The organism is Pseudomonas sp. GM30, from assembly GCF_000282275.2.
GTDB lineage: Bacteria > Pseudomonadota > Gammaproteobacteria > Pseudomonadales > Pseudomonadaceae > Aquipseudomonas.
Window position 1 is genome coordinate 16828 of record NZ_AKJP02000006.1, and the last position, 25185, is coordinate 42012.

Annotated in this window: 36 protein-coding genes; 35 read left to right on the forward strand and 1 reads right to left on the reverse strand. The window is 55.9% G+C overall.

Features of this window, described 5'->3' with window-relative positions:
- The first annotated feature begins 74 nt into the window (after nucleotides 1–74).
- The 33 genes from rpsG to bfr all read left to right on the forward strand — a co-directional run bounded on the left by rpsG (nucleotide 75) and on the right by bfr (nucleotide 20076).
- Nucleotides 75–548 carry a 30S ribosomal protein S7 gene (gene rpsG, locus PMI25_RS04670; protein ID WP_003228745.1) on the forward strand — a complete coding sequence of 158 codons (474 nt, stop codon included), beginning with the start codon at nucleotides 75–77 and terminating at the stop codon, nucleotides 546–548.
- 30 nt (nucleotides 549–578) lie between these two features.
- The gene (gene fusA / locus PMI25_RS04675; protein ID WP_007962223.1) at nucleotides 579–2684 is read left to right on the forward strand and encodes an elongation factor G; all 2106 of its coding nucleotides are present in this window, start codon (nucleotides 579–581) and stop codon (nucleotides 2682–2684) included.
- A 31-nt stretch (nucleotides 2685–2715) separates the two neighbouring features.
- Nucleotides 2716–3909: an elongation factor Tu gene (tuf, locus tag PMI25_RS04680; RefSeq protein ID WP_024164425.1), complete on the forward strand. Its 1194-nt coding sequence runs from the start codon at nucleotides 2716–2718 to the stop codon at nucleotides 3907–3909.
- 157 nt (nucleotides 3910–4066) lie between these two features.
- Nucleotides 4067–4378: a 30S ribosomal protein S10 gene (rpsJ, locus tag PMI25_RS27955; RefSeq protein ID WP_003186070.1), complete on the forward strand. Its 312-nt coding sequence runs from the start codon at nucleotides 4067–4069 to the stop codon at nucleotides 4376–4378.
- An 80-nt stretch (nucleotides 4379–4458) separates the two neighbouring features.
- Entirely contained in the window at nucleotides 4459–5094 is a 636-nt protein-coding gene (gene rplC, locus PMI25_RS04690; RefSeq protein ID WP_003228738.1) for a 50S ribosomal protein L3, read from the forward strand.
- A gap of 12 nt (nucleotides 5095–5106) precedes the next feature.
- Complete coding sequence (rplD, locus tag PMI25_RS04695) at nucleotides 5107–5709, forward strand: 50S ribosomal protein L4 (RefSeq protein WP_003228735.1); 603 nt, start codon at nucleotides 5107–5109, stop codon at nucleotides 5707–5709.
- Complete coding sequence (rplW, locus tag PMI25_RS04700; protein ID WP_002555488.1) at nucleotides 5706–6005, forward strand: 50S ribosomal protein L23; 300 nt, start codon at nucleotides 5706–5708, stop codon at nucleotides 6003–6005. The genes rplD and rplW overlap by 4 nt, the downstream gene beginning before the upstream one ends.
- Before the next feature lie 14 nt (nucleotides 6006–6019).
- Nucleotides 6020–6844, forward strand: a complete 825-nt coding sequence (rplB, locus tag PMI25_RS04705) for a 50S ribosomal protein L2 (protein ID WP_003228734.1) — start codon at nucleotides 6020–6022, stop codon at nucleotides 6842–6844.
- Between the two features lie 16 nt (nucleotides 6845–6860).
- The gene (gene rpsS / locus PMI25_RS04710; protein ID WP_003228731.1) at nucleotides 6861–7136 is read left to right on the forward strand and encodes a 30S ribosomal protein S19; all 276 of its coding nucleotides are present in this window, start codon (nucleotides 6861–6863) and stop codon (nucleotides 7134–7136) included.
- A gap of 11 nt (nucleotides 7137–7147) precedes the next feature.
- Nucleotides 7148–7480, forward strand: a complete 333-nt coding sequence (gene rplV, locus PMI25_RS04715; protein ID WP_003103908.1) for a 50S ribosomal protein L22 — start codon at nucleotides 7148–7150, stop codon at nucleotides 7478–7480.
- A gap of 13 nt (nucleotides 7481–7493) precedes the next feature.
- Complete coding sequence (rpsC, locus tag PMI25_RS04720) at nucleotides 7494–8180, forward strand: 30S ribosomal protein S3 (RefSeq protein WP_003176422.1); 687 nt, start codon at nucleotides 7494–7496, stop codon at nucleotides 8178–8180.
- A gap of 12 nt (nucleotides 8181–8192) precedes the next feature.
- Complete coding sequence (rplP, locus tag PMI25_RS04725; RefSeq protein ID WP_003228729.1) at nucleotides 8193–8606, forward strand: 50S ribosomal protein L16; 414 nt, start codon at nucleotides 8193–8195, stop codon at nucleotides 8604–8606.
- Nucleotides 8606–8797: a 50S ribosomal protein L29 gene (gene rpmC / locus PMI25_RS04730; RefSeq protein WP_002555481.1), complete on the forward strand. Its 192-nt coding sequence runs from the start codon at nucleotides 8606–8608 to the stop codon at nucleotides 8795–8797. Before rplP ends, rpmC begins: the two co-directional genes overlap by 1 nt.
- A 2-nt stretch (nucleotides 8798–8799) precedes the next feature.
- Nucleotides 8800–9066 (forward strand): 30S ribosomal protein S17, encoded by a 267-nt coding sequence (gene rpsQ, locus PMI25_RS04735; protein ID WP_003194644.1) that lies wholly within the window; start codon nucleotides 8800–8802, stop codon nucleotides 9064–9066.
- Between the two features lie 23 nt (nucleotides 9067–9089).
- Entirely contained in the window at nucleotides 9090–9458 is a 369-nt protein-coding gene (rplN, locus tag PMI25_RS04740; RefSeq protein ID WP_002555479.1) for a 50S ribosomal protein L14, read from the forward strand.
- An 11-nt stretch (nucleotides 9459–9469) separates the two neighbouring features.
- The gene (gene rplX, locus PMI25_RS04745) at nucleotides 9470–9784 is read left to right on the forward strand and encodes a 50S ribosomal protein L24 (RefSeq protein WP_003186046.1); all 315 of its coding nucleotides are present in this window, start codon (nucleotides 9470–9472) and stop codon (nucleotides 9782–9784) included.
- 20 nt (nucleotides 9785–9804) lie between these two features.
- A complete protein-coding gene (gene rplE, locus PMI25_RS04750) occupies nucleotides 9805–10344 on the forward strand; it encodes a 50S ribosomal protein L5 (protein WP_003210069.1) in 540 nt (179 codons plus the stop codon).
- Nucleotides 10345–10357: 13 nt separating this feature from the next.
- Nucleotides 10358–10663 carry a 30S ribosomal protein S14 gene (rpsN, locus tag PMI25_RS04755; protein WP_003228726.1) on the forward strand — a complete coding sequence of 102 codons (306 nt, stop codon included), beginning with the start codon at nucleotides 10358–10360 and terminating at the stop codon, nucleotides 10661–10663.
- Between the two features lie 208 nt (nucleotides 10664–10871).
- Complete coding sequence (gene rpsH / locus PMI25_RS04760; protein ID WP_007966178.1) at nucleotides 10872–11264, forward strand: 30S ribosomal protein S8; 393 nt, start codon at nucleotides 10872–10874, stop codon at nucleotides 11262–11264.
- A gap of 12 nt (nucleotides 11265–11276) precedes the next feature.
- Nucleotides 11277–11810: a 50S ribosomal protein L6 gene (gene rplF, locus PMI25_RS04765; RefSeq protein ID WP_007966176.1), complete on the forward strand. Its 534-nt coding sequence runs from the start codon at nucleotides 11277–11279 to the stop codon at nucleotides 11808–11810.
- Nucleotides 11811–11820: 10 nt separating this feature from the next.
- Nucleotides 11821–12171 carry a 50S ribosomal protein L18 gene (rplR, locus tag PMI25_RS04770; RefSeq protein ID WP_003186037.1) on the forward strand — a complete coding sequence of 117 codons (351 nt, stop codon included), beginning with the start codon at nucleotides 11821–11823 and terminating at the stop codon, nucleotides 12169–12171.
- Nucleotides 12172–12174: 3 nt separating this feature from the next.
- A complete protein-coding gene (rpsE, locus tag PMI25_RS04775) occupies nucleotides 12175–12675 on the forward strand; it encodes a 30S ribosomal protein S5 (protein ID WP_003176409.1) in 501 nt (166 codons plus the stop codon).
- A gap of 2 nt (nucleotides 12676–12677) precedes the next feature.
- Nucleotides 12678–12854, forward strand: coding sequence for a 50S ribosomal protein L30 (rpmD, locus tag PMI25_RS04780; RefSeq protein WP_003176408.1), 177 nt, complete (start codon nucleotides 12678–12680; stop codon nucleotides 12852–12854).
- Between the two features lie 3 nt (nucleotides 12855–12857).
- Entirely contained in the window at nucleotides 12858–13295 is a 438-nt protein-coding gene (rplO, locus tag PMI25_RS04785) for a 50S ribosomal protein L15 (RefSeq protein ID WP_003228720.1), read from the forward strand.
- Complete coding sequence (secY, locus tag PMI25_RS04790; protein ID WP_007966172.1) at nucleotides 13296–14624, forward strand: preprotein translocase subunit SecY; 1329 nt, start codon at nucleotides 13296–13298, stop codon at nucleotides 14622–14624.
- 27 nt (nucleotides 14625–14651) lie between these two features.
- The gene (gene rpmJ / locus PMI25_RS27960) at nucleotides 14652–14768 is read left to right on the forward strand and encodes a 50S ribosomal protein L36 (protein ID WP_002555468.1); all 117 of its coding nucleotides are present in this window, start codon (nucleotides 14652–14654) and stop codon (nucleotides 14766–14768) included.
- A 130-nt stretch (nucleotides 14769–14898) separates the two neighbouring features.
- Complete coding sequence (gene rpsM, locus PMI25_RS04795; RefSeq protein WP_008374135.1) at nucleotides 14899–15255, forward strand: 30S ribosomal protein S13; 357 nt, start codon at nucleotides 14899–14901, stop codon at nucleotides 15253–15255.
- 30 nt (nucleotides 15256–15285) lie between these two features.
- A complete protein-coding gene (rpsK, locus tag PMI25_RS04800) occupies nucleotides 15286–15675 on the forward strand; it encodes a 30S ribosomal protein S11 (protein WP_002555466.1) in 390 nt (129 codons plus the stop codon).
- Nucleotides 15676–15693: 18 nt separating this feature from the next.
- Nucleotides 15694–16314: a 30S ribosomal protein S4 gene (gene rpsD, locus PMI25_RS04805; protein WP_003176404.1), complete on the forward strand. Its 621-nt coding sequence runs from the start codon at nucleotides 15694–15696 to the stop codon at nucleotides 16312–16314.
- A 22-nt stretch (nucleotides 16315–16336) separates the two neighbouring features.
- On the forward strand, nucleotides 16337–17338 hold the full coding sequence (locus PMI25_RS04810; protein ID WP_003186012.1) for a DNA-directed RNA polymerase subunit alpha: 1002 nt from the start codon (nucleotides 16337–16339) through the stop codon (nucleotides 17336–17338).
- Between the two features lie 42 nt (nucleotides 17339–17380).
- Complete coding sequence (gene rplQ, locus PMI25_RS04815) at nucleotides 17381–17767, forward strand: 50S ribosomal protein L17 (protein ID WP_003176402.1); 387 nt, start codon at nucleotides 17381–17383, stop codon at nucleotides 17765–17767.
- 239 nt (nucleotides 17768–18006) lie between these two features.
- Nucleotides 18007–19461, forward strand: a complete 1455-nt coding sequence (locus tag PMI25_RS04820) for a catalase (RefSeq protein ID WP_007966168.1) — start codon at nucleotides 18007–18009, stop codon at nucleotides 19459–19461.
- A gap of 150 nt (nucleotides 19462–19611) precedes the next feature.
- On the forward strand, nucleotides 19612–20076 hold the full coding sequence (bfr, locus tag PMI25_RS04825) for a bacterioferritin (RefSeq protein ID WP_003228714.1): 465 nt from the start codon (nucleotides 19612–19614) through the stop codon (nucleotides 20074–20076).
- A gap of 63 nt (nucleotides 20077–20139) precedes the next feature.
- On the opposite strand, the gene uvrA is transcribed toward bfr, so the two are convergent.
- A complete protein-coding gene (gene uvrA, locus PMI25_RS04830) occupies nucleotides 20140–22974 on the reverse strand; it encodes an excinuclease ABC subunit UvrA (protein WP_007966166.1) in 2835 nt (944 codons plus the stop codon).
- A gap of 191 nt (nucleotides 22975–23165) precedes the next feature.
- Here uvrA and PMI25_RS04835 point away from each other — a divergent pair, with 191 nt between their 5' ends.
- Both PMI25_RS04835 and PMI25_RS04840 read left to right on the forward strand, forming a co-directional pair.
- The gene (locus PMI25_RS04835; protein WP_007966165.1) at nucleotides 23166–24563 is read left to right on the forward strand and encodes an MFS transporter; all 1398 of its coding nucleotides are present in this window, start codon (nucleotides 23166–23168) and stop codon (nucleotides 24561–24563) included.
- Between the two features lie 9 nt (nucleotides 24564–24572).
- Nucleotides 24573–25091, forward strand: coding sequence for a single-stranded DNA-binding protein (locus PMI25_RS04840; protein ID WP_007966163.1), 519 nt, complete (start codon nucleotides 24573–24575; stop codon nucleotides 25089–25091).
- Nucleotides 25092–25185: the final 94 nt, after the last annotated feature.

Below are 25185 nucleotides of genomic sequence, written 5' to 3' on the forward strand. Positions count from 1 at the left end.
CGATAAGAGTAAGGTCGGGCTTGCATCCACTGGATCTGTCCCGAACTAACCTGAAGACCGCTTGAGGGCTTATCATGCCAAGACGTCGCGTAGCAGCAAAGCGTGAGATTCTGGACGATCCGAAATACGGAAGCCAGATCCTCGCCAAATTCATGAACCACGTTATGGAAAGCGGCAAGAAAGCCGTTGCCGAGCGTATCGTTTATGGTGCCCTGGAAACCGTGAAGGCTCGTAAGGCCGGCACCGATCCCCTGGAACTCTTCGAAAAAGCACTCGACGCCATCGCTCCGCTGGTCGAAGTGAAGTCGCGCCGCGTTGGTGGTGCTACTTACCAGGTTCCGGTCGAGGTTCGTCCTTCCCGCCGTAACGCTCTGGCAATGCGCTGGTTGGTAGACTTCGCCCGTAAGCGTGGCGAAAAGTCTATGGCTCTGCGCTTGGCTGGCGAACTGCTGGATGCTGCTGAAGGTAAAGGTGCTGCTGTTAAGAAGCGTGAAGACGTGCACCGTATGGCCGAAGCCAACAAAGCTTTCTCGCACTACCGCTTCTAATTTTAGCTTCACTAATTTTGCGAGGGCTTTATGGCTCGTACTACTCCGATTAGTCGCTACCGTAACATCGGTATCGTCGCTCACGTGGATGCTGGTAAAACCACCACCACCGAGCGCGTCCTTTTTTACACTGGCAAAAGTCACAAAATGGGCGAGGTGCATGACGGCGCCGCGACCACAGACTGGATGGTTCAGGAGCAGGAGCGTGGTATTACCATTACTTCTGCTGCCATTACCGCCTTCTGGAAAGGTTCCGAGAAGCAGTACCCGCACGAGCACCGTTTCAACGTCATCGATACTCCGGGCCACGTAGACTTCACCATTGAAGTTGAGCGTTCCCTGCGCGTACTCGACGGCGCTGTGGTTGTATTCTGCGGTACTTCGGGTGTTGAGCCGCAGTCGGAAACCGTATGGCGTCAGGCCAACAAATACGGCGTTCCACGTCTTGTTTACGTAAACAAGATGGACCGTGCTGGTGCCAACTTCCTGCGCGTGATCGGTCAGATCAAACAGCGTCTGGGTCACACTCCGGTGCCGATTCAGCTGGCTATCGGTTCGGAAGACAACTTCCAGGGCCAGATCGACCTGATCAACATGCAGGCTGTTTACTGGAACGACTCTGACAAGGGTATGGTTCCTGTTCGCAAGGAAATCCCTGCGGACATGCTCGAGCTGGCTACTGAGTGGCGCAGCAACATGGTTGAAGCTGCGGCCGAAGCCAGTGAAGAGCTGATGAACAAGTACCTGGAAGGCGAAGAGCTGTCGATCGAAGAGATCAAGGCCGCTCTGCGTCAGCGCACTATCGCTGGCGAAATCGTTCTGGCTGTGTGCGGTTCGTCGTTCAAGAACAAGGGCGTTCCCCTGGTTCTCGACGCCGTTATCGACTTCCTGCCTGCTCCAACCGACATTCCAGCTATCAAGGGCTCCAACCCTGATAACGAGGAAGAGGAAATGGAGCGTCACGCAAGTGACGACGAGCCGTTCGCGGCACTGGCGTTCAAAATCGCTACCGACCCATTCGTGGGTACCTTGACCTTCGTCCGTGTTTACTCGGGCGTGTTGAACTCCGGCGACGGCGTGATCAACTCGGTTAAAGGCAAGAAAGAGCGCGTGGGTCGTATGGTGCAAATGCACGCAAACGCCCGTGAAGAGATCAAGGAAGTACGCGCTGGCGACATCGCGGCCCTGATCGGCATGAAGGACGTCACCACTGGTGAAACCCTCTGCAACGCTGACAAGCCAATCATCCTGGTTCGCATGGACTTCCCGGAGCCGGTTATTTCGGTTGCCGTAGAGCCTAAGACCAAGGATGACCAGGAAAAAATGGGTATCGCTCTGGGCAAGCTTGCTCAGGAAGACCCGTCTTTCCGCGTAAAAACTGATGAAGAGACTGGTCAAACGATCATCTCCGGCATGGGCGAGTTGCACCTGGACATCCTGGTTGACCGGATGCGCCGTGAGTTCAACGTAGAAGCCAACATCGGCAAGCCTCAGGTTTCCTATCGTGAGCGCATCACGAAGAACTGCGAAATCGAAGGCAAGTTCGTTCGTCAGTCCGGTGGTCGCGGCCAGTTCGGTCACTGCTGGATTCGTTTTGCTCCTGCTGACGAAGGTCAGGAAGGTCTGCAATTCGTGAACGAAGTTGTAGGTGGTGTGGTTCCTAAGGAATACATCCCGGCTATCCAGAAGGGTATCGAAGAGCAGATGAAGAACGGCGTTGTTGCCGGCTATCCGCTGATCGGCCTGAAGGCTACCGTGTTCGATGGTTCTTACCACGACGTCGACTCCAACGAGATGGCGTTTAAAGTGGCTGCTTCCATGGCGACCAAGCAACTGGCCCAGAAGGGCGGTGGTGAGTTGCTCGAGCCGATCATGGCGGTAGAGGTTGTTACGCCTGAAGACTATATGGGTGATGTAATGGGCGACCTTAACCGTCGTCGCGGCATGATCCAGGGTATGGAAGACACAGTGTCCGGCAAGGTTATCCGTGCCGAGGTTCCACTGGGTGAGATGTTCGGTTATGCGACTGACGTCCGTTCCATGTCTCAGGGTCGCGCAAGCTACTCTATGGAATTCAAAAAATACGATACGGCTCCGTCGCACATCGTCGAATCCGTAACCAAAAAACAAGGCTGATTCAGCCCCTTTAGGCTAGGAGTTAATTGTCGTGGCTAAAGAAAAATTTGATCGTTCCCTACCGCACGTCAACGTTGGCACCATCGGTCACGTTGACCACGGTAAAACCACTCTGACCGCTGCTCTGACTCGCGTCTGCTCCGAAGTTTTCGGTTCGGCCGTAGTTGAATTCGACAAGATCGACAGCGCTCCAGAAGAAAAAGCTCGCGGTATCACCATCAACACCGCACACGTTGAGTACAACTCGCTGATCCGTCACTACGCTCACGTTGACTGCCCAGGTCACGCTGACTATGTGAAGAACATGATCACCGGTGCTGCTCAAATGGACGGCGCTATTCTGGTTTGCTCGGCCGCTGATGGTCCGATGCCACAAACCCGTGAGCACATCCTGCTGTCCCGTCAGGTAGGCGTTCCGTACATCGTGGTTTTCCTGAACAAGGCTGACCTGGTAGACGACGCTGAGCTGCTGGAACTGGTTGAGATGGAAGTTCGCGACCTGCTGTCCACCTACGACTTCCCGGGCGATGACACTCCAATCATCATCGGTTCGGCTCGTATGGCGCTGGAAGGCAAAGACGACAACGAGATGGGCACCACTGCCGTCAAGAAGCTGGTTGAAACTCTGGACAGCTACATCCCAGAACCAGTTCGTATGATCGACAAGCCATTCCTGATGCCAATCGAAGACGTATTCTCGATCTCGGGTCGCGGTACTGTTGTGACTGGTCGTATCGAGCGCGGTATCGTTCGCGTTCAAGATGCTCTGGAAATCGTTGGTCTGCGTGACACCACCACCACCACCTGCACTGGTGTTGAGATGTTCCGCAAGCTGCTCGACGAAGGTCGTGCTGGCGAGAACTGCGGCGTTCTGCTGCGTGGTACCAAGCGTGACGACGTTGAGCGTGGTCAGGTTCTGGTTAAGCCAGGTTCGGTTAAGCCGCACACCAAGTTCACCGCAGAAGTTTACGTTCTGAGCAAGGAAGAAGGCGGCCGTCACACTCCGTTCTTCAAAGGCTACCGTCCACAGTTCTACTTCCGTACTACTGACGTGACTGGTAACTGCGAACTGCCAGAAGGCGTTGAAATGGTAATGCCAGGTGACAACATTCAGATGACTGTTACCCTGATCAAAACCATCGCGATGGAAGACGGTCTGCGTTTCGCTATCCGTGAAGGCGGTCGTACCGTCGGCGCTGGCGTCGTAGCCAAAATCATCGAGTAATCTCTTTTATAGAGTCTGCTTGATGGATTGAAAAAGCCCCCGCTCAGCGGGGGCTTTTTTATTGGGTTGACACCTATCTGGGGCGTCTATAGAATTGCGCCTCCTTTTAACGGGCGTATTGCGCCCGGTGGGAATAGCAGCCGGAGTCTGAAATCCAATGCAAAATCAGCAAATCCGTATCAGGTTGAAGGCTTTTGACCATCGCCTGATCGACCAATCAACCCAGGAAATCGTGGAAACCGCGAAACGTACTGGTGCTCAAGTGCGTGGTCCAATTCCACTGCCTACCCGTAAAGAGCGGTTCACCGTTCTGGTTTCCCCGCACGTCAACAAAGACGCGCGTGACCAGTACGAAATCCGCACTCATAAGCGCGTTCTGGACATCGTCCAGCCAACGGATAAAACCGTTGATGCTCTTATGAAGCTTGATCTTGCGGCCGGTGTGGAAGTGCAGATCAGCCTCGGCTAAGACTCGGTCTTGGTCGTGTAACGCTCTGAAATGGGCGGCCATAGCGGGTGAAAGCCCCGTACACTCATGAGGTTTACAACATGACTATTGGTGTAGTCGGTCGTAAATGCGGTATGACCCGTATTTTCACCGAAGAAGGTGTCTCCATTCCGGTCACGGTCATTGAGATCGAGCCGAATCGCGTCACCCAGTTCAAAACTGAAGAGACCGATGGCTATCGTGCAGTGCAAGTCACTGTCGGCGAGCGTCGTGCTTCGCGTGTAACAGCAGCTCAAGCTGGCCACTTCGCTAAAGCGAACGTTGCCGCTGGTCGCACCACCATGGAATTCCGTCTTGAAGAAGGCGAGTACCAGGCAGGCGATCTGATCAACGCTGAAATCTTCGCCGCTGGTCAACTGGTTGATGTAACCGGTCAGTCCAAGGGTAAAGGCTTCCAGGGTACGATCAAGCGTTGGAATTTCCGCGGGCAAGATAACACCCACGGTAACTCCGTATCCCACCGCGTCCCAGGCTCTATCGGCCAGTGCCAGACTCCTGGTCGTGTATTCAAGGGCAAAAAAATGTCCGGTCATATGGGCGCTGAGCGCGTGACCGTGCAGTCCCTGGAAGTAGTGCGCGTGGACGCTGAACGCAATCTGTTGTTGGTCAAGGGCGCTGTTCCTGGCGCTACTGGCGGCAACCTGGTTGTACGTCCAGCAGCCAAGGCTCGCGGTTAAGGGGAAGCTGACATGCAATTAAATGTAAATGACGCTCAAGCGATCGAAGTTTCCGAACTGACATTTGGCGGCGAGTTCAACGAGACGCTGGTTCACCAAGCAGTCGTGGCCTACATGGCCGGCGGTCGTCAAGGTAGCAAGCAGCAAAAGACCCGTTCCGACGTTCGTGGTGGCGGCAAGCGCCCATGGCGTCAGAAAGGTACTGGCCGTGCTCGTGCCGGTACTATCCGTAGCCCAATCTGGCGTGGCGGCGGTACCACTTTCGCAGCTCGTCCACAGGATCACTCCCAGAAGCTGAACAAGAAGATGTATCGCGCAGCAATGCGTTCCATCCTTGCTGAGCTGGTGCGTACTGATCGTCTGGTCGTGGTTCAGGATTTCGCTGTTGAAACTCCGAAAACCAAAGATCTGCTGGGCAAGCTGAACAACATGAGCCTGACCGATGTTCTCATCGTGTCGGACGCTGTTGATCAGAACCTGTACCTGGCTGCTCGTAACCTGCCACACGTAGATGTACGTGACGTGCAAGGTTCCGATCCAGTTAGTCTGATCGCATACGACAAGGTGTTGATCACCGTGTCGGCCGTGAAGAAATTCGAGGAGCTGCTGGGATGAACCAGGAACGCGTATTTAAAGTTCTGCTTGGCCCGCACGTTTCCGAGAAGGCTACGGTTCTGGCAGACAAGAAAGGCCAGTTCGTTTTCAAGGTTGCTACTGATGCAACCAAGCTGGAAATCAAGAAGGCCGTCGAAAGCCTGTTCAGCGTGAAAGTAGAGCGCGTCACTACCCTGAACGTTCTGGGTAAGAGCAAGCGCACTGCTCGCGGTCTGGGCAAGCGTAATGACTGGAAGAAGGCAGTTATCTCCCTTCAGCCAGGCCAAGATCTCGATTTCAGCAGCAGTGCTGAGTAAGGAAGGGGTGCATCATGGCAATCGTTAAATGCAAACCGACTTCCCCTGGCCGCCGTTTTGTGGTCAAGGTGGTCAACCAGGAGCTGCATAAAGGCGCTCCTCACGCACCGCTGCTCGAGAAAAAATCGAAGACTGGTGGTCGTAACAACAATGGCCGTATTACCACTCGTCACATCGGTGGTGGTCATAAGCAGCATTACCGTATGGTCGATTTCCGTCGCAACGACAAAGATGGCATCGTCGCCACTGTCGAGCGTATCGAATACGATCCAAACCGTACTGCTCACATCGCACTGCTCTGCTACGCAGACGGCGAGCGTCGCTACATCATCGCCCCTAAAGGCGTGAGTGCTGGCGACCAGCTGATCGCGGGCGCACTGGCTCCAATCAAGCCAGGCAACGCTCTGCAACTGCGCAACATTCCAGTCGGTTCTACCGTACACGGCATCGAACTGAAGCCAGGTAAAGGTGCGCAGATCGCTCGTTCTGCTGGTGCTTCGGCTCAGCTGATCGCTCGTGAAGGTGTGTACGTTACCCTGCGTCTGCGTTCCGGTGAAATGCGTAAAGTCCTGGCTGAATGCCGTGCGACCCTGGGCGAAGTCTCGAACTCCGAGCACAGCCTGCGTTCGCTGGGTAAAGCTGGTGCCAAACGCTGGCGTGGCGTTCGCCCAACCGTTCGTGGTGTTGCCATGAACCCGGTTGACCACCCACATGGTGGTGGTGAAGGTCGTACCTCTGGTGGTCGTCATCCGGTATCGCCATGGGGCTTCCCGACTAAGGGCGCGAAGACTCGTGGTAATAAGCGTACCGACAAAATGATCGTCCGTCGTCGCAAGTAAATAGAGGGATACGACAGTGCCACGTTCTCTGAAAAAAGGTCCTTTTATTGATCTTCACCTACTGAAGAAGATCGAAGTGGCGGCGGAAAAGAACGATCGCAAACCAATTAAGACTTGGTCGCGTCGTTCGATGATCCTGCCACAAATGGTCGGTCTGACCATCGCAGTACACAACGGCCGTCAGCACGTCCCAGTTCTCGTGAACGAAGACATGGTTGGCCATAAACTGGGCGAGTTCGCCGGTACCCGCACTTATCGTGGGCACGTGGCAGACAAGAAAGCCAAGCGTTAAGGGGTAAGGAAATGGAAGTAGCCGCTAAGTTGTCGGGCGCTCGAATCTCCGCCCAGAAAGCCCGCTTGGTCGCCGACCAGATCCGCGGGAAGAAGGTGGGCGAAGCGCTCAACCTGTTGGCTTTCAGCAGTAAGAAAGCCGCCGAGATCATGAAGAAAGTGCTGGAGTCGGCCGTAGCCAACGCCGAGCATAACGAAGGCGCAGACGTTGATGACCTGAAGGTCAGCACTGTTTTCGTCAACGAAGGGCGTTCGCTGAAGCGCATCATGCCACGTGCCAAAGGCCGTGCTGATCGCATCGTCAAGCGGTCTTGCCATATCACTGTCAAGGTTGCTGACAAGTAACGGAGTCGAAGAGATGGGTCAGAAAGTACATCCCATTGGCATTCGCCTGGGAATCGTCAAGGAGCACACCTCCGTCTGGTACGCAGACGGTCGGACTTATGCGGACTACTTGTTCGCAGATCTGAAAGTGCGTGAGTATCTCCAAGACAAACTAAAAAGCGCGTCCGTAAGCCGTATCGATATCCATCGTCCGGCCCAAACTGCACGCATCACCATCCACACCGCTCGTCCAGGTATCGTTATCGGGAAGAAAGGTGAAGATGTTGAGAAACTGCGTCAGGACCTGACCAAGCAAATGGGTGTGCCTGTGCACATCAATATCGAAGAGATCCGCAAGCCGGAGCTCGACGGTATGCTGGTTGCGCAGAGCGTAGCTCAGCAGCTGGAGCGTCGTGTAATGTTCCGTCGCGCTATGAAGCGCGCAGTTCAGAACGCCATGCGCATTGGTGCCAAAGGCATCAAAATCCAAGTGAGCGGTCGTCTCGGCGGTGCTGAAATCGCACGTACTGAATGGTATCGCGAAGGTCGTGTGCCACTGCACACCCTGCGTGCCGACATCGACTATGCCAACTACGAAGCTCACACCACCTACGGTGTGATCGGTGTAAAGGTTTGGATCTTCAAAGGCGAAGTAATTGGTGGTCGCCAAGAAGAGCTGAAGCCACAAGCACCAGCGCCTCGTAAAAAAGCTGCTAAGTAAGGGGTACGCCAAATGTTGCAACCAAAGCGTACGAAGTTCCGCAAGCAGATGACCGGCCACAACCGTGGTCTGGCACTGCGCGGTAGCAAAGTCAGCTTCGGCGAGTTCGCGCTGAAGTCTGTTGCTCGTGGTCGTCTCACCGCTCGTCAGATCGAGTCAGCGCGTCGTGCTCTGACCCGTCACGTAAAACGTGGTGGCAAGATCTGGATCCGTGTATTCCCGGACAAGCCGATCTCCAAAAAACCTCTCGAGGTTCGTATGGGTAAAGGTAAGGGTAACGTGGAGTACTGGGTTGCCCAGATTCAGCCAGGCAAAGTCCTGTATGAAATCGAGGGTGTTTCTGAAGAGCTGGCGCGTGAGGCTTTCGCCCTGGCTGCTGCAAAGCTGCCGCTCGCCACCTCCTTTGTTAAACGGACGGTGATGTGATGAAAGCGAATGAACTTCGTGAAAAATCCGCACAGCAGCTGAACGAGCAACTGCTCGGCTTGCTGCGCGACCAGTTCAATCTGCGCATGCAGAAAGCAACTGGCCAGTTGGGGCAGTCTCATCTGCTCTCGCAAGTTAAGCGTGACATCGCTCGCGTGAAGACTGTGCTCAACCAGCAGGCAGGTAAGTGATCATGGCTGAAGCCGAAAAAACTGTCCGTACGCTGACTGGCCGTGTTGTCAGCGACAAGATGGACAAAACCATCACCGTTCTGATCGAGCGTCGCGTTAAGCACCCGATCTACGGTAAATACGTTAAGCGTTCGACTAAGCTGCACGCGCACGACGAAACCAATCAGTGCCACATCGGCGACAAAGTCACTATTCGTGAAACTCGTCCGATGGCCAAGACCAAGTCTTGGGCGCTGGTTGATGTTCTCGAACGCGCTGTGGAAGTCTAAGGGCTAGGGGTCGGAGAAATTATATGATTCAGACTCAATCCATGCTCGATGTGGCCGATAACAGCGGCGCTCGCCGTGTTATGTGCATCAAGGTGCTGGGTGGCTCCCATCGTCGTTACGCTGGTATCGGTGACATCATCAAAGTTACCGTGAAGGAAGCAATTCCTCGCGGTAAGGTGAAAAAAGGCCAAGTGATGACTGCTGTTGTAGTCCGCACTCGTCACGGCGTACGTCGTGCTGATGGCTCCATTATCCGCTTTGATGGCAACGCTGCTGTTCTTTTGAACAACAAGCAAGAGCCGATCGGCACCCGTATCTTTGGGCCAGTGACCCGTGAACTTCGTACTGAGAAGTTCATGAAGATCGTCTCGCTCGCCCCAGAAGTGCTGTAAGGAGATCCGACATGCAAAAGATTCGTCGTGACGACGAGATCATCGTGATCGCCGGCAAAGACAAAGGTAAGCGCGGTAAGGTGCTGAAGGTTCTTGCTGACAACCGTCTGGTTGTTGGTGGTCTGAACCTGGTCAAGCGTCATACCAAGCCTAACCCGATGTCGGGCGTACAGGGCGGTATCGTCGAGAAAGAAGCGCCACTGCACGCTTCCAACGTCGCCATCTTCAACGGCGAAACCAACAAGGCTGACCGCGTTGGTTTCAAAGTAGAAGACGGTAAGAAAATTCGTGTCTTCAAGTCGACCCAAAAAGCGGTTGATGCTTGAACACTGCTAGGTAGAAGACCATGGCACGACTAAAAGAGATTTACCGGAAGGAAATCGCTCCGAAACTTAAGGAAGAACTTAAGCTTTCGAACGTGATGGAAGTTCCGCGCGTTACCAAAATCACCCTGAACATGGGTCTGGGCGAAGCGATCGGCGACAAAAAAGTCATCGAGCACGCTGTTGCTGACCTGGAAAAGATCACCGGCCAAAAAGTCGTTGTGACCTACGCTCGTAAATCCATCGCTGGCTTTAAAGTCCGTGAAGGATGGCCGATCGGCGTCAAAGTGACTCTGCGCCGTGAGCGTATGTACGAGTTCCTGGATCGTCTGCTGTCGATCTCCCTGCCTCGGGTCCGCGACTTCCGCGGCCTGAATGCCAAGTCCTTCGATGGTCGTGGCAACTACAGCATGGGCGTGAAAGAGCAGATCATTTTCCCGGAAATCGACTACGACAAGATCGATGCTCTCCGCGGTCTGGACATTACCCTGACCACCACTGCCAAGAACGATGATGAAGGCCGCGCTCTGCTGCGTGCTTTCAAATTCCCGTTCCGCAACTGATTGGAGTAGGAAAATGGCCAAGAAGAGCATGAAAAACCGTGAGCTGAAGCGTCAGCTCACTGTTGCCAAGTACGCCACCAAGCGTGCAGCGCTGAAAGCTATCATCGTTGATCTGAACGCAAGTCCAGAAGCGCGTTGGGAAGCTACCGTAGCTCTGCAGAAGCAACCACGTGACGCAAGCGCTTCGCGCATGCGTAACCGTTGCCGCCTGACTGGTCGTCCGCACGGCGTTTACCGCAAGTTCGGCCTGGGCCGTAACAAACTGCGTGAAGCGGCAATGCGTGGTGACGTTCCAGGTCTGGTTAAAGCCAGCTGGTAATCGCTGTCAAAGCCTTGATGGTCGGGATCGCAAGAACCTGACCATCGGTGGCCTTGAATCTGAATCAAGCCCCTTTTGGGGCTTGATTCATTTCTGGGGTGTGTCTAGAATGACCGGCTCGCCTGAGCCCGTGTTTTTCTGCCCGGAGTTTCTCGGCGACATGTAGTAGCCGCAAGGCTAATTTTTCTGTATTAGGAGCGTCTAGCCCATGAGTATGCAGGACCCGTTAGCGGACATGCTAACTCGAATCCGTAATGCCCAGATGGCTGAAAAGTCTGTCGTAAGCATGCCGTCTTCCACGTTGAAGGTGGCTGTAGCAAAAGTCCTGAAGGACGAAGGTTACATCGCGGATTTTCAGATCACCACCGACGCTAAGCCGTCGTTGTCCATCTCGCTGAAATACTTCGAAGGCCGTCCGGTCATCGAGGAAGTGAAGCGCGTTAGTCGTCCAGGCCTGCGTCAGTACAAGTCCGTTGAAGATCTGCCGAAAGTTCGTGGCGGTCTTGGCGTGTCTATCGTCTCCACCAACAAAGGTGTGATGACGGATCGTGCTGCGCGCGCTGCCGGTGTCGGCGGCGAAGTTCTTTGCACTGTGTTCTAAGGGGGGATAAGCATGTCTCGCGTCGCTAAGAACCCCGTTAAGCTGCCAGCCGGTGTCGAAGTAAAATTCGCAGGCCAACAGCTTTCGGTGAAGGGTGCCAAGGGTACTCTTGAACTGAACATCCATTCGTCCGTTGAGATCGTTGAAGAGGCTGGTGAGCTGCGTTTCGCTGCTCGCAATGGCGATCAACAGACTCGCGCAATGGCCGGTACCACGCGTGCGTTGGTAAACAACATGGTCCAAGGCGTTAGCCAAGGCTTCGAGCGCAAGCTCCAGCTGGTCGGTGTTGGTTACAAAGCGCAAGCAAAAGGTCAGGTGCTGAACCTGGCTCTTGGCTTCTCGCACCCAGTGGATTACGAACTGCCGCAAGGCATCACCGCTGAGACTCCTAGCCAGACCGATATCCTGATCAAGGGCATCGATAAACAGCTGGTAGGTCAAGTGGCCGCTGAGATCCGCGACTTCCGTCCACCAGAGCCGTACAAAGGCAAAGGTGTGCGCTACGCGGACGAAGTCGTCCGTCGTAAAGAAGCCAAGAAGAAGTAGGGCATAGCAAATGACCGACAAAAAAGTTACTCGACTGCGTCGCGCCCGCAAAGCACGCCTGAAAATGCACGAACTCGAAGTCGTGCGTCTCTGCGTGTTCCGCTCGTCGCAGCACATCTACGCCCAGGTCATCTCGGCCGACGGCAACAAAGTCCTGGCAAGCGCCTCGACTTTGGATAAAGAACTGCGTGATGGTGCCACTGGCAACATCGACGCGGCCACAAAGGTTGGCCAGCTGGTCGCTACGCGTGCTAAGGCCGCTGGCGTCTCGCAAGTGGCTTTCGACCGCTCTGGCTTCAAGTACCATGGCCGCGTTAAAGCGCTGGCTGATGCTGCTCGTGAAGCTGGGCTGGAGTTCTAAGTTATGTCAAATAACGACCAAAAGCGCGACGAAGGCTACATCGAGAAGCTGGTTCAAGTTAACCGCGTAGCCAAAACCGTTAAAGGCGGCCGTATCTTCACTTTCACCGCGTTGACCGTGGTTGGTGATGGTAAAGGGCGTGTTGGCTTCGGCCGTGGCAAGTCGCGTGAAGTGCCTGCTGCGATCCAGAAGGCAATGGAAGCTGCTCGCCGCAACATGATTCAAGTTGACCTGAACGGCACCACTCTGCAGTACGCAATGAAGTCCGCTCACGGCGCTTCGAAGGTGTACATGCAGCCTGCTTCTGAAGGTACCGGTATCATCGCTGGCGGCGCTATGCGTGCTGTCCTCGAAGTTGCTGGCGTTCAGAACGTTCTGGCCAAGTGCTACGGCTCGACTAACCCGGTAAACGTGGTTCACGCCACTTTCAAGGGTCTGAAAGCCATGCAATCTCCTGAGTCCATCGCTGCCAAGCGTGGCCTGACTGTCAAGGAGATCTTCTGATCATGGCTACCGTTAAAGTTACGCTGATCAAAAGCATGACCGGCCGCATCCCTAACCACAAACTGTGCGTTAAGGGTCTGGGTCTGCGTCGCATCGGTCACACTGTAGAAGTCCAGGATACTCCCGAGAATCGCGGGATGATCAACAAGGCTTACTACATGCTGCGTGTCGAGGGTTAATCGATGAAACTCAATGATCTGAGTCCAGCGCCGGGTTCCCGTCGCGAAAAGCATCGTCCGGGCCGTGGTATCGGTAGCGGTTTGGGTAAGACTGGTGGCCGTGGTCACAAAGGTCAAACCTCCCGCTCCGGTGGCACTATTGCTCCAGGCTTTGAAGGCGGTCAACAGCCGCTGCATCGTCGCCTGCCGAAGTTCGGTTTCGTTTCCCTGAAAGCCATGGATCGCGCAGAAGTGCGTCTGTCCGAGCTGGCTAAAGTGGAAGGCGACATCGTCACCGTGCAGTCCCTGAAAGATGCCAACGTGATCAACGTCAACGTACAGCGTGTGAAAATCATGTTGTCCGGTGAAGTGACTCGCGCTGTCACTATCGGCAAGGGAATCGGCGCCACCAAAGGTGCGCGTGCGGCTATCGAAGCAGCTGGCGGCAAGTTCGAGGAATAAATGGCTAAGCAAGGTGCTCTCTCTGCGCTCGGCAAAGGCGGTATGTCTGAACTTTGGGCTCGTCTGCGTTTTCTGTTCCTGGCGATTATCGTCTACCGAATAGGCGCACACATCCCGGTTCCAGGTATCAACCCGGACCGACTCGCAGACCTGTTTCGACAGAATGAGGGGACCATTCTTAGCTTGTTCAACATGTTCTCCGGCGGCGCGCTGGAACGGATGAGCATCTTTGCACTGGGGATCATGCCGTACATCTCGGCTTCGATCATCATGCAACTGATGACTGCCGTCAGTCCGCAGCTGGAGCAGTTGAAGAAGGAAGGTGAAGCTGGCCGTCGCAAGATCAGCCAGTACACCCGCTACGGCACCGTCGTCCTCGCTCTCGTTCAGGCTATTGGCATGTCCATTGGTCTGGCGGGGCAGGGCGTTGCGTTCACTGGTGACTTTGGCTTCCATTTCGTCGCGGTATCCACTTTTGTGGCTGGTGCGATGTTCATGATGTGGCTGGGTGAGCAGATTACTGAGCGTGGTGTAGGCAACGGTATCTCGATGTTGATTTTTTCGGGTATCGTCGCCGGTCTTCCGAGGGCAATCGGGCAGTCTTTCGAGTCTGCGCGTCAGGGGGATATCAATATCTTCGCCCTGGTTGCCATCGGTTTGCTGGCAGTAGCGATTATCGGTTTCGTGGTGTTCATTGAGCGTGGCCAGCGTCGTATCGCTGTTCACTACGCCAAGCGTCAGCAGGGCCGTAAGGTTTTCGCTGCGCAGACAAGCCACTTGCCGCTGAAGGTGAACATGGCCGGTGTTATTCCGGCTATTTTCGCGAGCAGCATTTTGCTGTTCCCGGCTTCGTTGGGTGCCTGGTTTGGTCAGTCTGAAGGTTTGGGCTGGTTGCAGGACATCTCGCAGTCGATCGCTCCTGGTCAGCCGTTGAATATTCTGCTGTTTAGTGCAGGGATTATTTTCTTCTGCTTCTTCTATACGGCGTTGATGTTCAATCCGAAAGACGTAGCGGAAAACCTGAAGAAGTCCGGTGCCTTTATTCCGGGTATCCGTCCAGGTGAGCAGTCTGCGCGCTATATTGATGGCGTTTTGACTCGCTTGACCATGTTCGGTGCTCTTTACATGACGGCCGTGTGCCTGTTGCCCCAGTTCCTGGTGGTTGCAGCAAACGTTCCGTTCTACCTTGGCGGGACCTCGTTGCTGATCGTGGTCGTGGTTGTGATGGACTTCATGTCCCAAGTACAATCGCACCTCGTTTCGCACCAGTACGAATCCCTGATGAAGAAAGCCAACCTGAAGGGTTACGGCAGCGGCATGTTGCGCTGAGTACCCATAAGGTTCGAGGAGTTGGTGATGAAAGTTCGTGCATCGGTGAAAAAGCTGTGCCGTAACTGCAAGATTATTCGCCGCGAAGGTGTTGTTCGAGTAATTTGCAGCGCGGAACCGCGTCACAAACAGCGCCAAGGCTGAGTGTGATTGTGCTTCAAGCCCGGCAGCTAGTGCGCTGCCGGGTTGATTATTTGTTATTACAGCGATATTATCTCGCGCCCTATTTCTTGGCTTCCGGGGCGTAGGTAGCTGTCAATTGGAGTCCCACTGAATGGCCCGTATTGCAGGCGTTAACATTCCAGATAACAAGCATACTGTTATCTCGCTGACCTACATCTATGGTGTCGGTCGCACTACTGCGCAGAAAATCTGTGCAGACACTGGGGTAAACCCAGCAGCAAAGATCAAAGATCTGAGCGACGAGCAAATTGAACAGCTGCGTGGCGAAGTGGCGAAGTTCACCACTGAAGGTGACCTGCGTCGCGAAATCAACATGAAAATCAAGCGCTTGATGGACCTCGGTTGCTATCGCGGTCTGCGTCATCGTCGCGGTCTTCCAGTACGCGGTCAGCGTACCAAGACCAACGCGCGTACCCGTAAAGGTCCGCGTAAGCCGATCCGCAAGTAATCGCCCCAGCGAATCGACAGGAATTTAATCATGGCAAAACCTGCTGCTCGTCCTCGTAAAAAAGTTAAAAAGACAGTGGTTGATGGCATCGCCCACATCCATGCTTCTTTTAACAACACCATCGTGACCATTACCGACCGTCAAGGTAACGCTCTTTCCTGGGCTACCTCCGGTGGTTCGGGTTTCCGCGGTTCCCGCAAGTCCACCCCGTTCGCTGCTCAAGTAGCTGCTGAGCGTGCTGGTCAAGCTGCGCTGGAATACGGCCTGAAAAACCTCGACGTTAACGTCAAGGGTCCAGGTCCAGGTCGTGAATCCGCAGTCCGCGCTTTGAACGGCTGTGGCTACAAGATCGCCAGCATCACCGACGTGACGCCAATCCCGCACAACGGGTGCCGTCCGCCGAAGAAGCGCCGCGTGTAATCCAGGAGATTGTAAAGAATGGCTCGTTACATTGGTCCAAAATGCAAACTCGCTCGTCGCGAAGGCACCGATCTCTTCCTGAAGAGCGGCGTGCGCGCGATCGAATCGAAGTGCAACATTGAAGCAGCACCTGGTATCCACGGCCAACGCCGCGGTCGCCAGTCCGACTACGGCACCCAACTGCGTGAAAAGCAGAAGGTCCGTCGTATCTACGGCGTTCTCGAGCGTCAGTTCAGCGGCTACTACAAAGAAGCTGCTGGCAAGAAAGGTGCAACCGGTGAAAACCTGCTGCAACTGCTCGAATGCCGTCTGGACAACGTTGTATACCGTATGGGCTTTGGTTCGACTCGTGCCGAATCCCGTCAGCTGGTATCGCACAAGTCGATCAGCGTTAACGGTCAGACCGTAAACGTTCCGTCGTATCAGGTTCGTGCTGGTGACGTGGTCGCAGTTCGCGAGAAAGCAAAAAACCAACTTCGCATTGTCCAAGCTCTCGATCTGTGTGCCCAACGTGGCCGCGTAGAATGGGTAGAAGTAGACACTGAGAAGAAGTCGGGCGTTTTCAAGAACGTTCCTGCTCGCAGTGATCTGTCCGCCGACATCAACGAAAGCCTGATTGTCGAGCTCTACTCCAAGTAAGGGCTAGAAAATAGGTGCATCCATGCAGATTTCGGTAAATGAGTTCCTGACACCCCGCCACATTGATGTGCAGGTTGTCAGTCCAACCCGCGCCAAGATCACTCTCGAGCCTCTCGAGCGTGGTTTTGGCCACACCCTGGGCAACGCGCTGCGCCGCATCCTGTTGTCCTCAATGCCCGGCTGCGCAGTAGTCGAGGCCGAGATTGACGGTGTGCTCCACGAGTACAGCGCCATCGAAGGTGTACAGGAAGACGTAATTGAAATCCTGTTGAACCTTAAAGGTCTGGCCATCAAGCTGCACGGTCGTGACGAAGTTACGCTGACCTTGTCGAAGAAGGGTTCGGGGGTGGTTACCGCTGCCGATATTCAGCTGGATCATGATGTCGAGATCGTTAACCCCGATCACGTAATCGCTAACCTGGCGTCTAACGGCGCCCTGAACATGAAGCTCACCGTAGCTCGTGGTCGTGGTTATGAACCAGCCGACTCGCGTCAGAGCGATGAAGACGAAAGCCGCAGCATTGGTCGCTTGCAGCTCGACTCTTCGTTCAGCCCGGTTCGCCGTATCGCATACGTGGTGGAAAACGCCCGTGTCGAGCAGCGCACCAACCTGGACAAGCTGGTTATTGATCTGGAAACCAACGGTACTCTGGATCCTGAAGAGGCTATCCGCCGCGCTGCAACCATCCTGCAACAGCAGTTGGCTGCGTTCGTCGACCTCAAAGGTGACAGTGAGCCAGTGGTTGTCGAGCAGGAAGACGAGATCGATCCGATCCTGCTTCGCCCGGTTGACGATCTGGAACTGACTGTACGTTCGGCTAACTGCCTTAAGGCGGAAAACATCTACTACATCGGCGACCTGATTCAGCGTACCGAAGTAGAGCTGTTGAAGACTCCGAACCTGGGCAAGAAATCCTTGACTGAAATCAAGGACGTTCTGGCCTCCCGCGGTCTGTCCCTCGGCATGCGCCTCGACAACTGGCCGCCTGCAAGTCTTAAGAAGGACGACAAGGCGACTGCCTGATCGTCGTAATCACCGAACGTAGTGTTTGGTAAGGAATGAACCATGCGTCATCGTAAAAGTGGGCGTCACCTGAGCCGCACCAGCTCGCACCGCAAGGCCATGTTCCAGAACATGGCGGTGTCGTTGTTCGAGCACGAGCTGATCAAGACTACTCTGCCAAAAGCCAAAGAACTGCGCCGCGTTGCCGAGCCGCTGATCACTCTGGCCAAGACAGACAGCCTGGCTAACCGCCGTCTGGCTTTCGACCGTACTCGTTCGAAAGCTATCGTTGGTAAGCTCTTCAACGACCTGGGCAAGCGTTACGCTACCCGTGAGGGTGGCTACCTGCGCATCCTCAAGTGCGGTTTCCGCGCTGGCGACAACGCGCCTATGGCGTACGTCGAGTTGGTTGATCGTGCTACTGCTGGCGAAGCTGTATCCGCCGAGTAAGACGTCAGTCTGAAACAAAAAACCGGGCCTAGTGCCCGGTTTTTTGTGCCCGCAAAAAATGCGCTGTTCGTACAAGCTTCTGACATTGTTCTGTTGTCACTATGTGCCGGGACGCATAATTAGTAATTATCTATCGGTGACTACAAGTTAATGAATTTGTAGGTGTTACATCGATGATCAATACTTCCCAGCAAGCCGATTAGCCGGCAGTTTCAAGACTGACAGAGGAAGAAGACCGCATGAGCCAGATCAAAACGCTTACGACCGCCAGTGGCGCACCTGTCGCTGATAATCAGAATTCTCGCTCCGCCGGCCCACGTGGCCCGCTGCTGCTCGACGATTTTCATCTGATCGAGAAGCTTGCCCATTTCAACCGTGAAAACATTCCTGAGCGCCGCGTGCACGCGAAAGGCTCGGGTGCTTACGGTACGTTCACCGTGACTCGTGATATCACCGAGTACACCAGCGCCAAACTGTTTGAATCCGTGGGCAAGCAAACCCCAACGTTCCTGCGCTTCTCCACTGTAGGCGGCGAACGCGGCTCGGCCGACACCGAACGTGATCCGCGTGGTTTCGCCCTCAAGTTCTACACCGAAGAAGGCAACTGGGACATCGTTGGCAACAACACCCCTGTGTTCTTCATTCGTGATCCGCTGAAGTTTCCCGACTTTATCCACACCCAGAAACGCCTGCCGCAGAGCAACCTGAAAAGCGCGCAAATGATGTGGGACTTCTGGTCGCATTCGCCTGAAGCGCTGCACCAGGTAACTATCCTGTTTTCGGATCGCGGCCTCCCTGACGGCTACCGTCACATGCACGGCTTCGGTAGCCACACTTACAGCCTGATCAACGCACAGGGCGAACGTCACTGGGTGAAATGGCACTACAAGACCCAACAAGGGATCAAGAACCTCGCGCCGGCCGACGCTGCTCGTCTGGCGGGTACCGATCCGGATTACGCTCAGCGTGACCTGTTCGAAGCCATCGAGCGTGGTGATTTCCCGAAATGGCGCGTATGCATTCAGATCATGACCGAGGCTCAGGCAGCAGCGCACTACGAAAACCCGTTCGACGTGACCAAGACCTGGTCGCAAAAGGAGTTCCCGCTGATCGAAGTCGGTGAACTGGAGCTGAACCGCAACCCGCTGAACTATTTTGCTGAGGTTGAGCAAGCGGCATTCGGTCCGAGCAACATGGTGCCGGGTGTAGGTCTGTCGCCGGATCGCATGCTACAAGGTCGTGTCTTTGCCTATGCGGATGCGCATCGCTACCGTGTTGGTACCAACCACCAGCAATTGCCGGTGAATGCTCCACGCAGCCCGGTGAACACTTACCAGCGCGACGGTTCTATGGCATTCGGCAGCAATGGTGGTGCAGCACCTAACTACGAACCGAACAGCTATATCGAATCGCCGAAGCAAGCGCCGCACTACGCCGAGCCTGCGCTGGCCTTGAGCGGTGCCGCTGACCGTTACGATCATCGCGAAGACACCGATTACTACAGCCACGCCGGTGCGCTGTTCCGTCTGATGAGCGACGAGCAGAAAGCCTTGCTGGTCAGCAATATCGCCGGCGCCATGAGCGGTGTTTCACCTGATGTGGTTGATCGTCAGTTGCAGCATTTCTACAAAGCCGACCCGGCGTATGGAGAAGCAATCGCAAAGCTGCTCAACGTACAGCTTAACGAAGTCTAAACGAGAAGCAGAACCGCCCTCATTAGGGCGGTTTTTGCGTTATTTAGGCCGCTTTTCTCAGAATTTCTTCGCTTTTATTGCGCGAAACGGGGTGACCTTCCGGTCAGCTTGGTTCAAACTACAGACTTTCAAGCAGGGAGATGTAGGGCGATGCAAGGCCACCCAGACGTTATCGATTACCTCAACACGTTGCTGACCGGCGAACTGGCCGCGCGTGACCAATATTTTGTGCACTCGCGGATGTATGAGGACTGGGGTTTCACCAAGCTCTACGAACGAATCAACCATGAGATGGAAGAAGAGGCTGGTCACGCCGACGCTCTGATGCGCCGGATCCTGATGCTCGAAGGTACACCGCGCATGCGTCCGGACGATCTGGATGTCGGCACCACCGTGCCGGAGATGCTGGAAGCCGATCTGCGTCTCGAGTACAAAGTCCGCGCCGCCTTGTGCAAAGGCATCGAGTTGTGCGAGCAGCACAAGGACTACGTCAGTCGCGAGATTCTGCGTGTTCAACTCAACGACACCGAAGAAGATCACACCTACTGGCTGGAAAAGCAGTTGGGCCTAATCAAACTCATCGGTCTCGAGAATTACCTGCAGTCTCACACCTGATTGCCAGATACAAAAAAGCCCCTGTCATGGTTGACGTGACAGGGGCTTTTTCATGCCTGGGGATCAGGCCCGATCACGAATCAACAGCGGCTTGAGGTAATGACCAGTGTGAGATTGTTTCATCTCGGCCACTTCTTCCGGCGTACCGGTGGCGATGATCTGCCCACCCTTGGAGCCGCCCTCCGGCCCCAGATCCACCAGCCAGTCGGCAGTCTTGATCACGTCCAGATTGTGCTCGATTACCACCACGGTATTGCCGTGGTTGCGCAGGCGATGCAGCACGTCGAGCAGTTGCTGGATATCCGCGAAGTGCAGGCCGGTGGTCGGCTCATCGAGGATGTACAGGGTCTTGCCAGTGTCGCGCTTGGACAGCTCGCGTGACAGCTTGACCCGCTGCGCTTCACCACCGGAGAGCGTGGTCGCTGACTGCCCGAGTTTGATGTACGACAGGCCCACATCCATCAACGTCTGCAGCTTGCGCGCCAGCGCCGGTACCGCGTCGAAGAACTCCCGTGCCTCCTCGATGGTCATCTCGAGGGTTTCGTGGATGCTCTTGCCCTTGTATTTGATCTCAAGGGTTTCGCGGTTGTAGCGCTTGCTCTTGCATACGTCGCACGGCACATAGATGTCCGGCAGGAAGTGCATTTCGACCTTGATCAGGCCGTCGCCCTGACACGCCTCACAGCGACCGCCCTTGACGTTGAACGAGAAACGCCCCGGGCCGTAGCCACGGGAGCGCGACTCGGGGACACCGGCGAACAGTTCGCGGATCGGCGTGAACAGCCCGGTGTAGGTCGCCGGGTTGGAGCGCGGCGTACGGCCGATCGGGCTCTGATCGATATCGACGACCTTGTCGAGATGTTCCAGGCCCTTGATACTGTCGTGCGCCGCTGCTTCCAGCGTGGTCGCACCATTGAGTGCAGTAGCGCTCAACGGGAACAGCGTGTTGTTGATCAGCGTCGATTTGCCCGAGCCGGAAACACCGGTCACGCAGGTCAGCAGGCCAATCGGGATTTCCAGATCGACGTTGCGCAGGTTATTGCCGCGCGCACCTTTGAGCGACAGCGTCAGCTTCTTGTTGCGCGGCGTGCGTTTGGCCGGTACTTCGATCTTCACCCGGCCCGACAGGTATTTGCCGGTCAGGGAGTCCGGGTGTGCCATGACTTCGTCCGGCGTGCCTTCAGCGACGATCTGCCCGCCGTGCACCCCGGCGCCAGGCCCGATATCCACCACATAGTCGGCCAGACGAATAGCGTCTTCGTCGTGCTCGACCACGATCACCGTGTTGCCGATGTCGCGCAGGTGTTTGAGGGTGCCAAGCAAGCGGTCGTTATCGCGCTGGTGCAGGCCAATGGACGGTTCGTCGAGGATGTATAGCACCCCGACGAGGCCGGCGCCGATCTGGCTGGCCAGGCGAATACGCTGCGCTTCACCGCCGGACAGGGTATCGGCACTGCGATCCAGCGACAGGTAATCGAGACCGACGTTGACCAGAAATTGCAGACGCTCGCGGATCTCCTTGAGGATCTTGTCAGCGATCTCCCCGCGACGTCCGGTCATCTTCAGCTCGCCGAAGTATTCACAGGCATCGCCGATCGGCAGGTTGGTCACCGCCGGCAGGGTTTTCTCACCCACCCACACGTGCCGCGCTTCACGCCGCAGACGAGTGCCGCGGCAATCCGGACAGGCCTGGGTACTGAGGAACTTGGCCAGTTCTTCGCGCACGCTGGCCGATTCGGTTTCGCGGTAGCGGCGCTCAAGGTTCGGCACGATACCTTCGAAGGGATGCGAACGTTTGACGATATCTCCGCGATCGTTGAGGTACTTGAAGTCGACATTCTGTGAGCCGCTGCCGTGCAGGATTTGCTTCTGCTGTTCGGCGGTCAGTTCGTTGAACGGCTTCTCAAGGCTGAACTTGTAGTGCGAGGCCAGTGAGCCGAGCATCTGGAAGTAATAGACGTTACGCCGGTCCCAGCCACGGATCGCGCCCTCGGCCAGGGTCAGTTCACCATTGACCAGGCGCTTGATGTCGAAGAACTGCTTCACGCCCAGGCCATCGCAGGTCGGGCAGGCGCCGGCCGGGTTGTTGAAGGAGAACAGCTTCGGCTCAAGCTCGCTGATCGCGTGGCCGCAGATCGGGCAGGCGAAGCGCGCGGAGAAGATCATCTCTTCACCCGGCTCATCGTCCATCGGCGCGACCAGGGCAATGCCGTCCGCCAGTTTCAGCGCAGTTTCGAACGATTCAGCCAAGCGCTGCTGCAGGTCGGCACGGACCTTGAAACGGTCGACGATCACATCGATCGAATGCTTCTTCTGTTTATCCAGTTTCGGCAGTTCATCGAGTTCGCAGATGCGGCCGTTGACCCGCGCACGGACGAAGCCTTGGGCGCGCAGTTCTTCGAACACCGACAGGTGCTCGCCCTTGCGCTCGCGGATCACCGGCGCCAGCAACATCAGCTTGCTGCCTTCCGGTTGCGCCAACACCAGATCAACCATCTGGCTGACGGTCTGCGCTTCCAGCGGAATATCATGATCCGGGCAGCGCGGCGTACCGACGCGCGCATACAGCAGACGCAGGTAGTCGTAGATTTCGGTGATGGTGCCGACCGTGGAACGCGGGTTGTGCGAGGTCGACTTCTGTTCGATGGAGATCGCCGGCGACAAACCTTCAATGGTGTCGACGTCGGGCTTTTCCATCATCGACAGAAACTGTCGGGCATAGGCCGACAGGGATTCGACATAGCGGCGCTGACCTTCGGCGTACAGCGTGTCGAAGGCCAGGGACGACTTGCCGGATCCGGACAGGCCGGTGATGACGATCAGTTTGTCCCGTGGCAGGGTCAGGTCGATGTTCTTCAGGTTGTGGGTACGGGCCCCACGTATCAGGATCTTGTCCAAAGTGGCCTCGCTCGGCGGGCGTCGAAAACATAGGAGTATACGGGCAAATACTGGATGGATGCACACTATCAAACGAAGGGTTTTTTGCCTTGCATGAAGAGAGTTTCATCTATACGCGTCATAGCGTCGCGATATACCCCGTCTTTCGATGGGACTGGTAGAATCGCCGCCGGTTCACACGAGGTTTTTCCATGCACGATCCCCACAGCGAACGCATGAGTGGCAGCGAGACCCGCGCAGCGAGCGGTCTGGCCCTGGTGTTCGCCTTCCGTATGCTTGGCATGTTCATGGTGTTGCCGGTGCTGGCGACCTACGGCATGGACCTGGCGGGAGCGACCCCGGCCCTGATCGGGCTGGCGATTGGCGCTTACGGCCTGACCCAGGCGATTTTCCAGATTCCGTTCGGGATCATTTCCGACCGTATCGGCCGGCGTCCGGTGATTTTCCTCGGGCTGGTGGTCTTCGCCCTCGGCAGTGTGCTGGCGGCTCAGGCCGATTCGATCTGGGGCGTGATCGCCGGACGTATCCTGCAAGGCGCCGGGGCAATTTCCGCGGCGGTGATGGCGTTGCTTTCCGACCTGACTCGCGAACAGCACCGCACCAAAGCCATGGCCATGATCGGCATGACCATCGGTCTGTCGTTCGCCGTGGCGATGGTGGTCGGGCCGTTGCTGACTCGTGCGTTCGGCCTGTCCGGGCTGTTCCTCGCCACGGGCGGCATGGCCCTGTTCGGGATCGTCATCGTGATGTTCATGGTGCCGAAATCCACCGGGCCGTTGAGTCATCGAGAATCCGGCGTGGCGCGTCAGGCCTTGATGCCGACGCTCAAACATCCCGATCTGCTGCGCCTGGACCTGGGCATTTTCGTGCTGCACGCGATGCTGATGTCGAGCTTCGTCGCACTGCCGCTAGCGCTGGTGGAAAAGGCCGGTTTGCCCAAGGAGCAGCACTGGTGGGTTTACCTGACCGCGCTGCTGATTTCTTTCTTCGCCATGATCCCGTTCATCATCTACGGCGAGAAGAAACGCAAAATGAAACGAATTTTGCTCGGCGCCGTCCTGACGCTGATGCTCACTGAGCTATTCTTCTGGCAGTTCGGTGACAGCTTGCGGGCTCTGGTGATCGGTACGGTGGTGTTCTTCACCGCGTTCAATCTGCTGGAAGCTTCGTTGCCGTCGCTGATCAGCAAGGTTTCACCGGCAGGCGGGAAGGGCACGGCGATGGGCGTGTACTCCACCAGTCAGTTCCTCGGTTCGGCACTCGGCGGGATACTCGGCGGCTGGCTGTTTCAGCATGGCGGTCTGTCGGTTGTGTTCCTTGGATGTGCGGGTCTGGCTGCCATCTGGCTGGCCTTTGCTGTTACCATGCGCGAACCTCCCTACGTGACGAGTCTGCGCTTGCCGTTGTCGCCCGAGGCGATCCGCGAAGCGGGTCTGATCGAGCGCCTCAAGGCCCTTGTAGGGGTAACAGATGCAGTGATAGTTGCTGATGAAGCGGCTGTTTACATCAAACTGGACAAAGAATTAGTGGATCGCGACACCCTCGAACGCCTGGTGAACAACCCGGCCGAGGCTGCTTGCGAAGCCTAGGAGAACGTTATGGCCCGTGGGGTTAACAAAGTCATATTGGTCGGCACTTGCGGCCAGGATCCCGAAGTTCGCTACCTGCCTAACGGTAACGCCGTGACCAACCTGAGTCTGGCAACCAGCGAACAGTGGACCGACAAGCAAACCGGTCAGAAGGTCGAGAAGACCGAATGGCACCGTGTTTCGATGTTCGGCAAGGTTGCGGAAATCGCCGGCGAATACCTGCGTAAAGGTTCGCAGGTATACATCGAAGGCAAGCTGCAGACCCGCGAGTGGGAAAAAGACGGTATCAAGCGTTACACCACTGAAATCGTGGTCGACATGCAAGGCACCATGCAGCTGCTCGGCGGCCGTCCACAACAGGGCGACCAACAAGGCGGTGGCAACAACTACCAGCAGCAGGCGCCACGTCAACAGGCTCCGCGTCCGCAGCAGTCGGCTCCGCAACAGCGTCCAGCCCCGGCTCCACAGCAGGCTGCACCGCAACCGGCTCCGGATTTCGACAGCTTCGATGACGATATCCCGTTCTGATTCGATGCTGCATCCGCGCTGAATAAAAAAGGCCCGTCATTCAACACGATGGGCCTTTTTTGTGGCGCAAAATTTATGGTTCCTCAATCCCCTG

Bases quoted from the DNA above. Each gene is read 5' to 3' on its own strand.
- rpsG (WP_003228745.1), top strand. From the start codon at position 75: ATGCCAAGACGTCGCGTAGCAGCAAAGCGTGAGATTCTGGACGATCCG.
- fusA (WP_007962223.1), top strand. From the start codon at position 579: ATGGCTCGTACTACTCCGATTAGTCGCTACCGTAACATCGGTATCGTC.
- rpsJ (WP_003186070.1), top strand. From the start codon at position 4,067: ATGCAAAATCAGCAAATCCGTATCAGGTTGAAGGCTTTTGACCATCGC.
- rplC (WP_003228738.1), top strand. From the start codon at position 4,459: ATGACTATTGGTGTAGTCGGTCGTAAATGCGGTATGACCCGTATTTTC.
- rplD (WP_003228735.1), top strand. From the start codon at position 5,107: ATGCAATTAAATGTAAATGACGCTCAAGCGATCGAAGTTTCCGAACTG.
- rplW (WP_002555488.1), top strand. From the start codon at position 5,706: ATGAACCAGGAACGCGTATTTAAAGTTCTGCTTGGCCCGCACGTTTCC.
- rplB (WP_003228734.1), top strand. From the start codon at position 6,020: ATGGCAATCGTTAAATGCAAACCGACTTCCCCTGGCCGCCGTTTTGTG.
- rplV (WP_003103908.1), top strand. From the start codon at position 7,148: ATGGAAGTAGCCGCTAAGTTGTCGGGCGCTCGAATCTCCGCCCAGAAA.
- rpsC (WP_003176422.1), top strand. From the start codon at position 7,494: ATGGGTCAGAAAGTACATCCCATTGGCATTCGCCTGGGAATCGTCAAG.
- rplP (WP_003228729.1), top strand. From the start codon at position 8,193: ATGTTGCAACCAAAGCGTACGAAGTTCCGCAAGCAGATGACCGGCCAC.
- rpmC (WP_002555481.1), top strand. From the start codon at position 8,606: ATGAAAGCGAATGAACTTCGTGAAAAATCCGCACAGCAGCTGAACGAG.
- rpsQ (WP_003194644.1), top strand. From the start codon at position 8,800: ATGGCTGAAGCCGAAAAAACTGTCCGTACGCTGACTGGCCGTGTTGTC.
- rplN (WP_002555479.1), top strand. From the start codon at position 9,090: ATGATTCAGACTCAATCCATGCTCGATGTGGCCGATAACAGCGGCGCT.
- rplX (WP_003186046.1), top strand. From the start codon at position 9,470: ATGCAAAAGATTCGTCGTGACGACGAGATCATCGTGATCGCCGGCAAA.
- rplE (WP_003210069.1), top strand. From the start codon at position 9,805: ATGGCACGACTAAAAGAGATTTACCGGAAGGAAATCGCTCCGAAACTT.
- rpsN (WP_003228726.1), top strand. From the start codon at position 10,358: ATGGCCAAGAAGAGCATGAAAAACCGTGAGCTGAAGCGTCAGCTCACT.
- rpsH (WP_007966178.1), top strand. From the start codon at position 10,872: ATGAGTATGCAGGACCCGTTAGCGGACATGCTAACTCGAATCCGTAAT.
- rplF (WP_007966176.1), top strand. From the start codon at position 11,277: ATGTCTCGCGTCGCTAAGAACCCCGTTAAGCTGCCAGCCGGTGTCGAA.
- rplR (WP_003186037.1), top strand. From the start codon at position 11,821: ATGACCGACAAAAAAGTTACTCGACTGCGTCGCGCCCGCAAAGCACGC.
- rpsE (WP_003176409.1), top strand. From the start codon at position 12,175: ATGTCAAATAACGACCAAAAGCGCGACGAAGGCTACATCGAGAAGCTG.
- rpmD (WP_003176408.1), top strand. From the start codon at position 12,678: ATGGCTACCGTTAAAGTTACGCTGATCAAAAGCATGACCGGCCGCATC.
- rplO (WP_003228720.1), top strand. From the start codon at position 12,858: ATGAAACTCAATGATCTGAGTCCAGCGCCGGGTTCCCGTCGCGAAAAG.
- secY (WP_007966172.1), top strand. From the start codon at position 13,296: ATGGCTAAGCAAGGTGCTCTCTCTGCGCTCGGCAAAGGCGGTATGTCT.
- rpmJ (WP_002555468.1), top strand. From the start codon at position 14,652: ATGAAAGTTCGTGCATCGGTGAAAAAGCTGTGCCGTAACTGCAAGATT.
- rpsM (WP_008374135.1), top strand. From the start codon at position 14,899: ATGGCCCGTATTGCAGGCGTTAACATTCCAGATAACAAGCATACTGTT.
- rpsK (WP_002555466.1), top strand. From the start codon at position 15,286: ATGGCAAAACCTGCTGCTCGTCCTCGTAAAAAAGTTAAAAAGACAGTG.
- rpsD (WP_003176404.1), top strand. From the start codon at position 15,694: ATGGCTCGTTACATTGGTCCAAAATGCAAACTCGCTCGTCGCGAAGGC.
- PMI25_RS04810 (WP_003186012.1), top strand. From the start codon at position 16,337: ATGCAGATTTCGGTAAATGAGTTCCTGACACCCCGCCACATTGATGTG.
- rplQ (WP_003176402.1), top strand. From the start codon at position 17,381: ATGCGTCATCGTAAAAGTGGGCGTCACCTGAGCCGCACCAGCTCGCAC.
- PMI25_RS04820 (WP_007966168.1), top strand. From the start codon at position 18,007: ATGAGCCAGATCAAAACGCTTACGACCGCCAGTGGCGCACCTGTCGCT.
- bfr (WP_003228714.1), top strand. From the start codon at position 19,612: ATGCAAGGCCACCCAGACGTTATCGATTACCTCAACACGTTGCTGACC.
- PMI25_RS04835 (WP_007966165.1), top strand. From the start codon at position 23,166: ATGCACGATCCCCACAGCGAACGCATGAGTGGCAGCGAGACCCGCGCA.
- PMI25_RS04840 (WP_007966163.1), top strand. From the start codon at position 24,573: ATGGCCCGTGGGGTTAACAAAGTCATATTGGTCGGCACTTGCGGCCAG.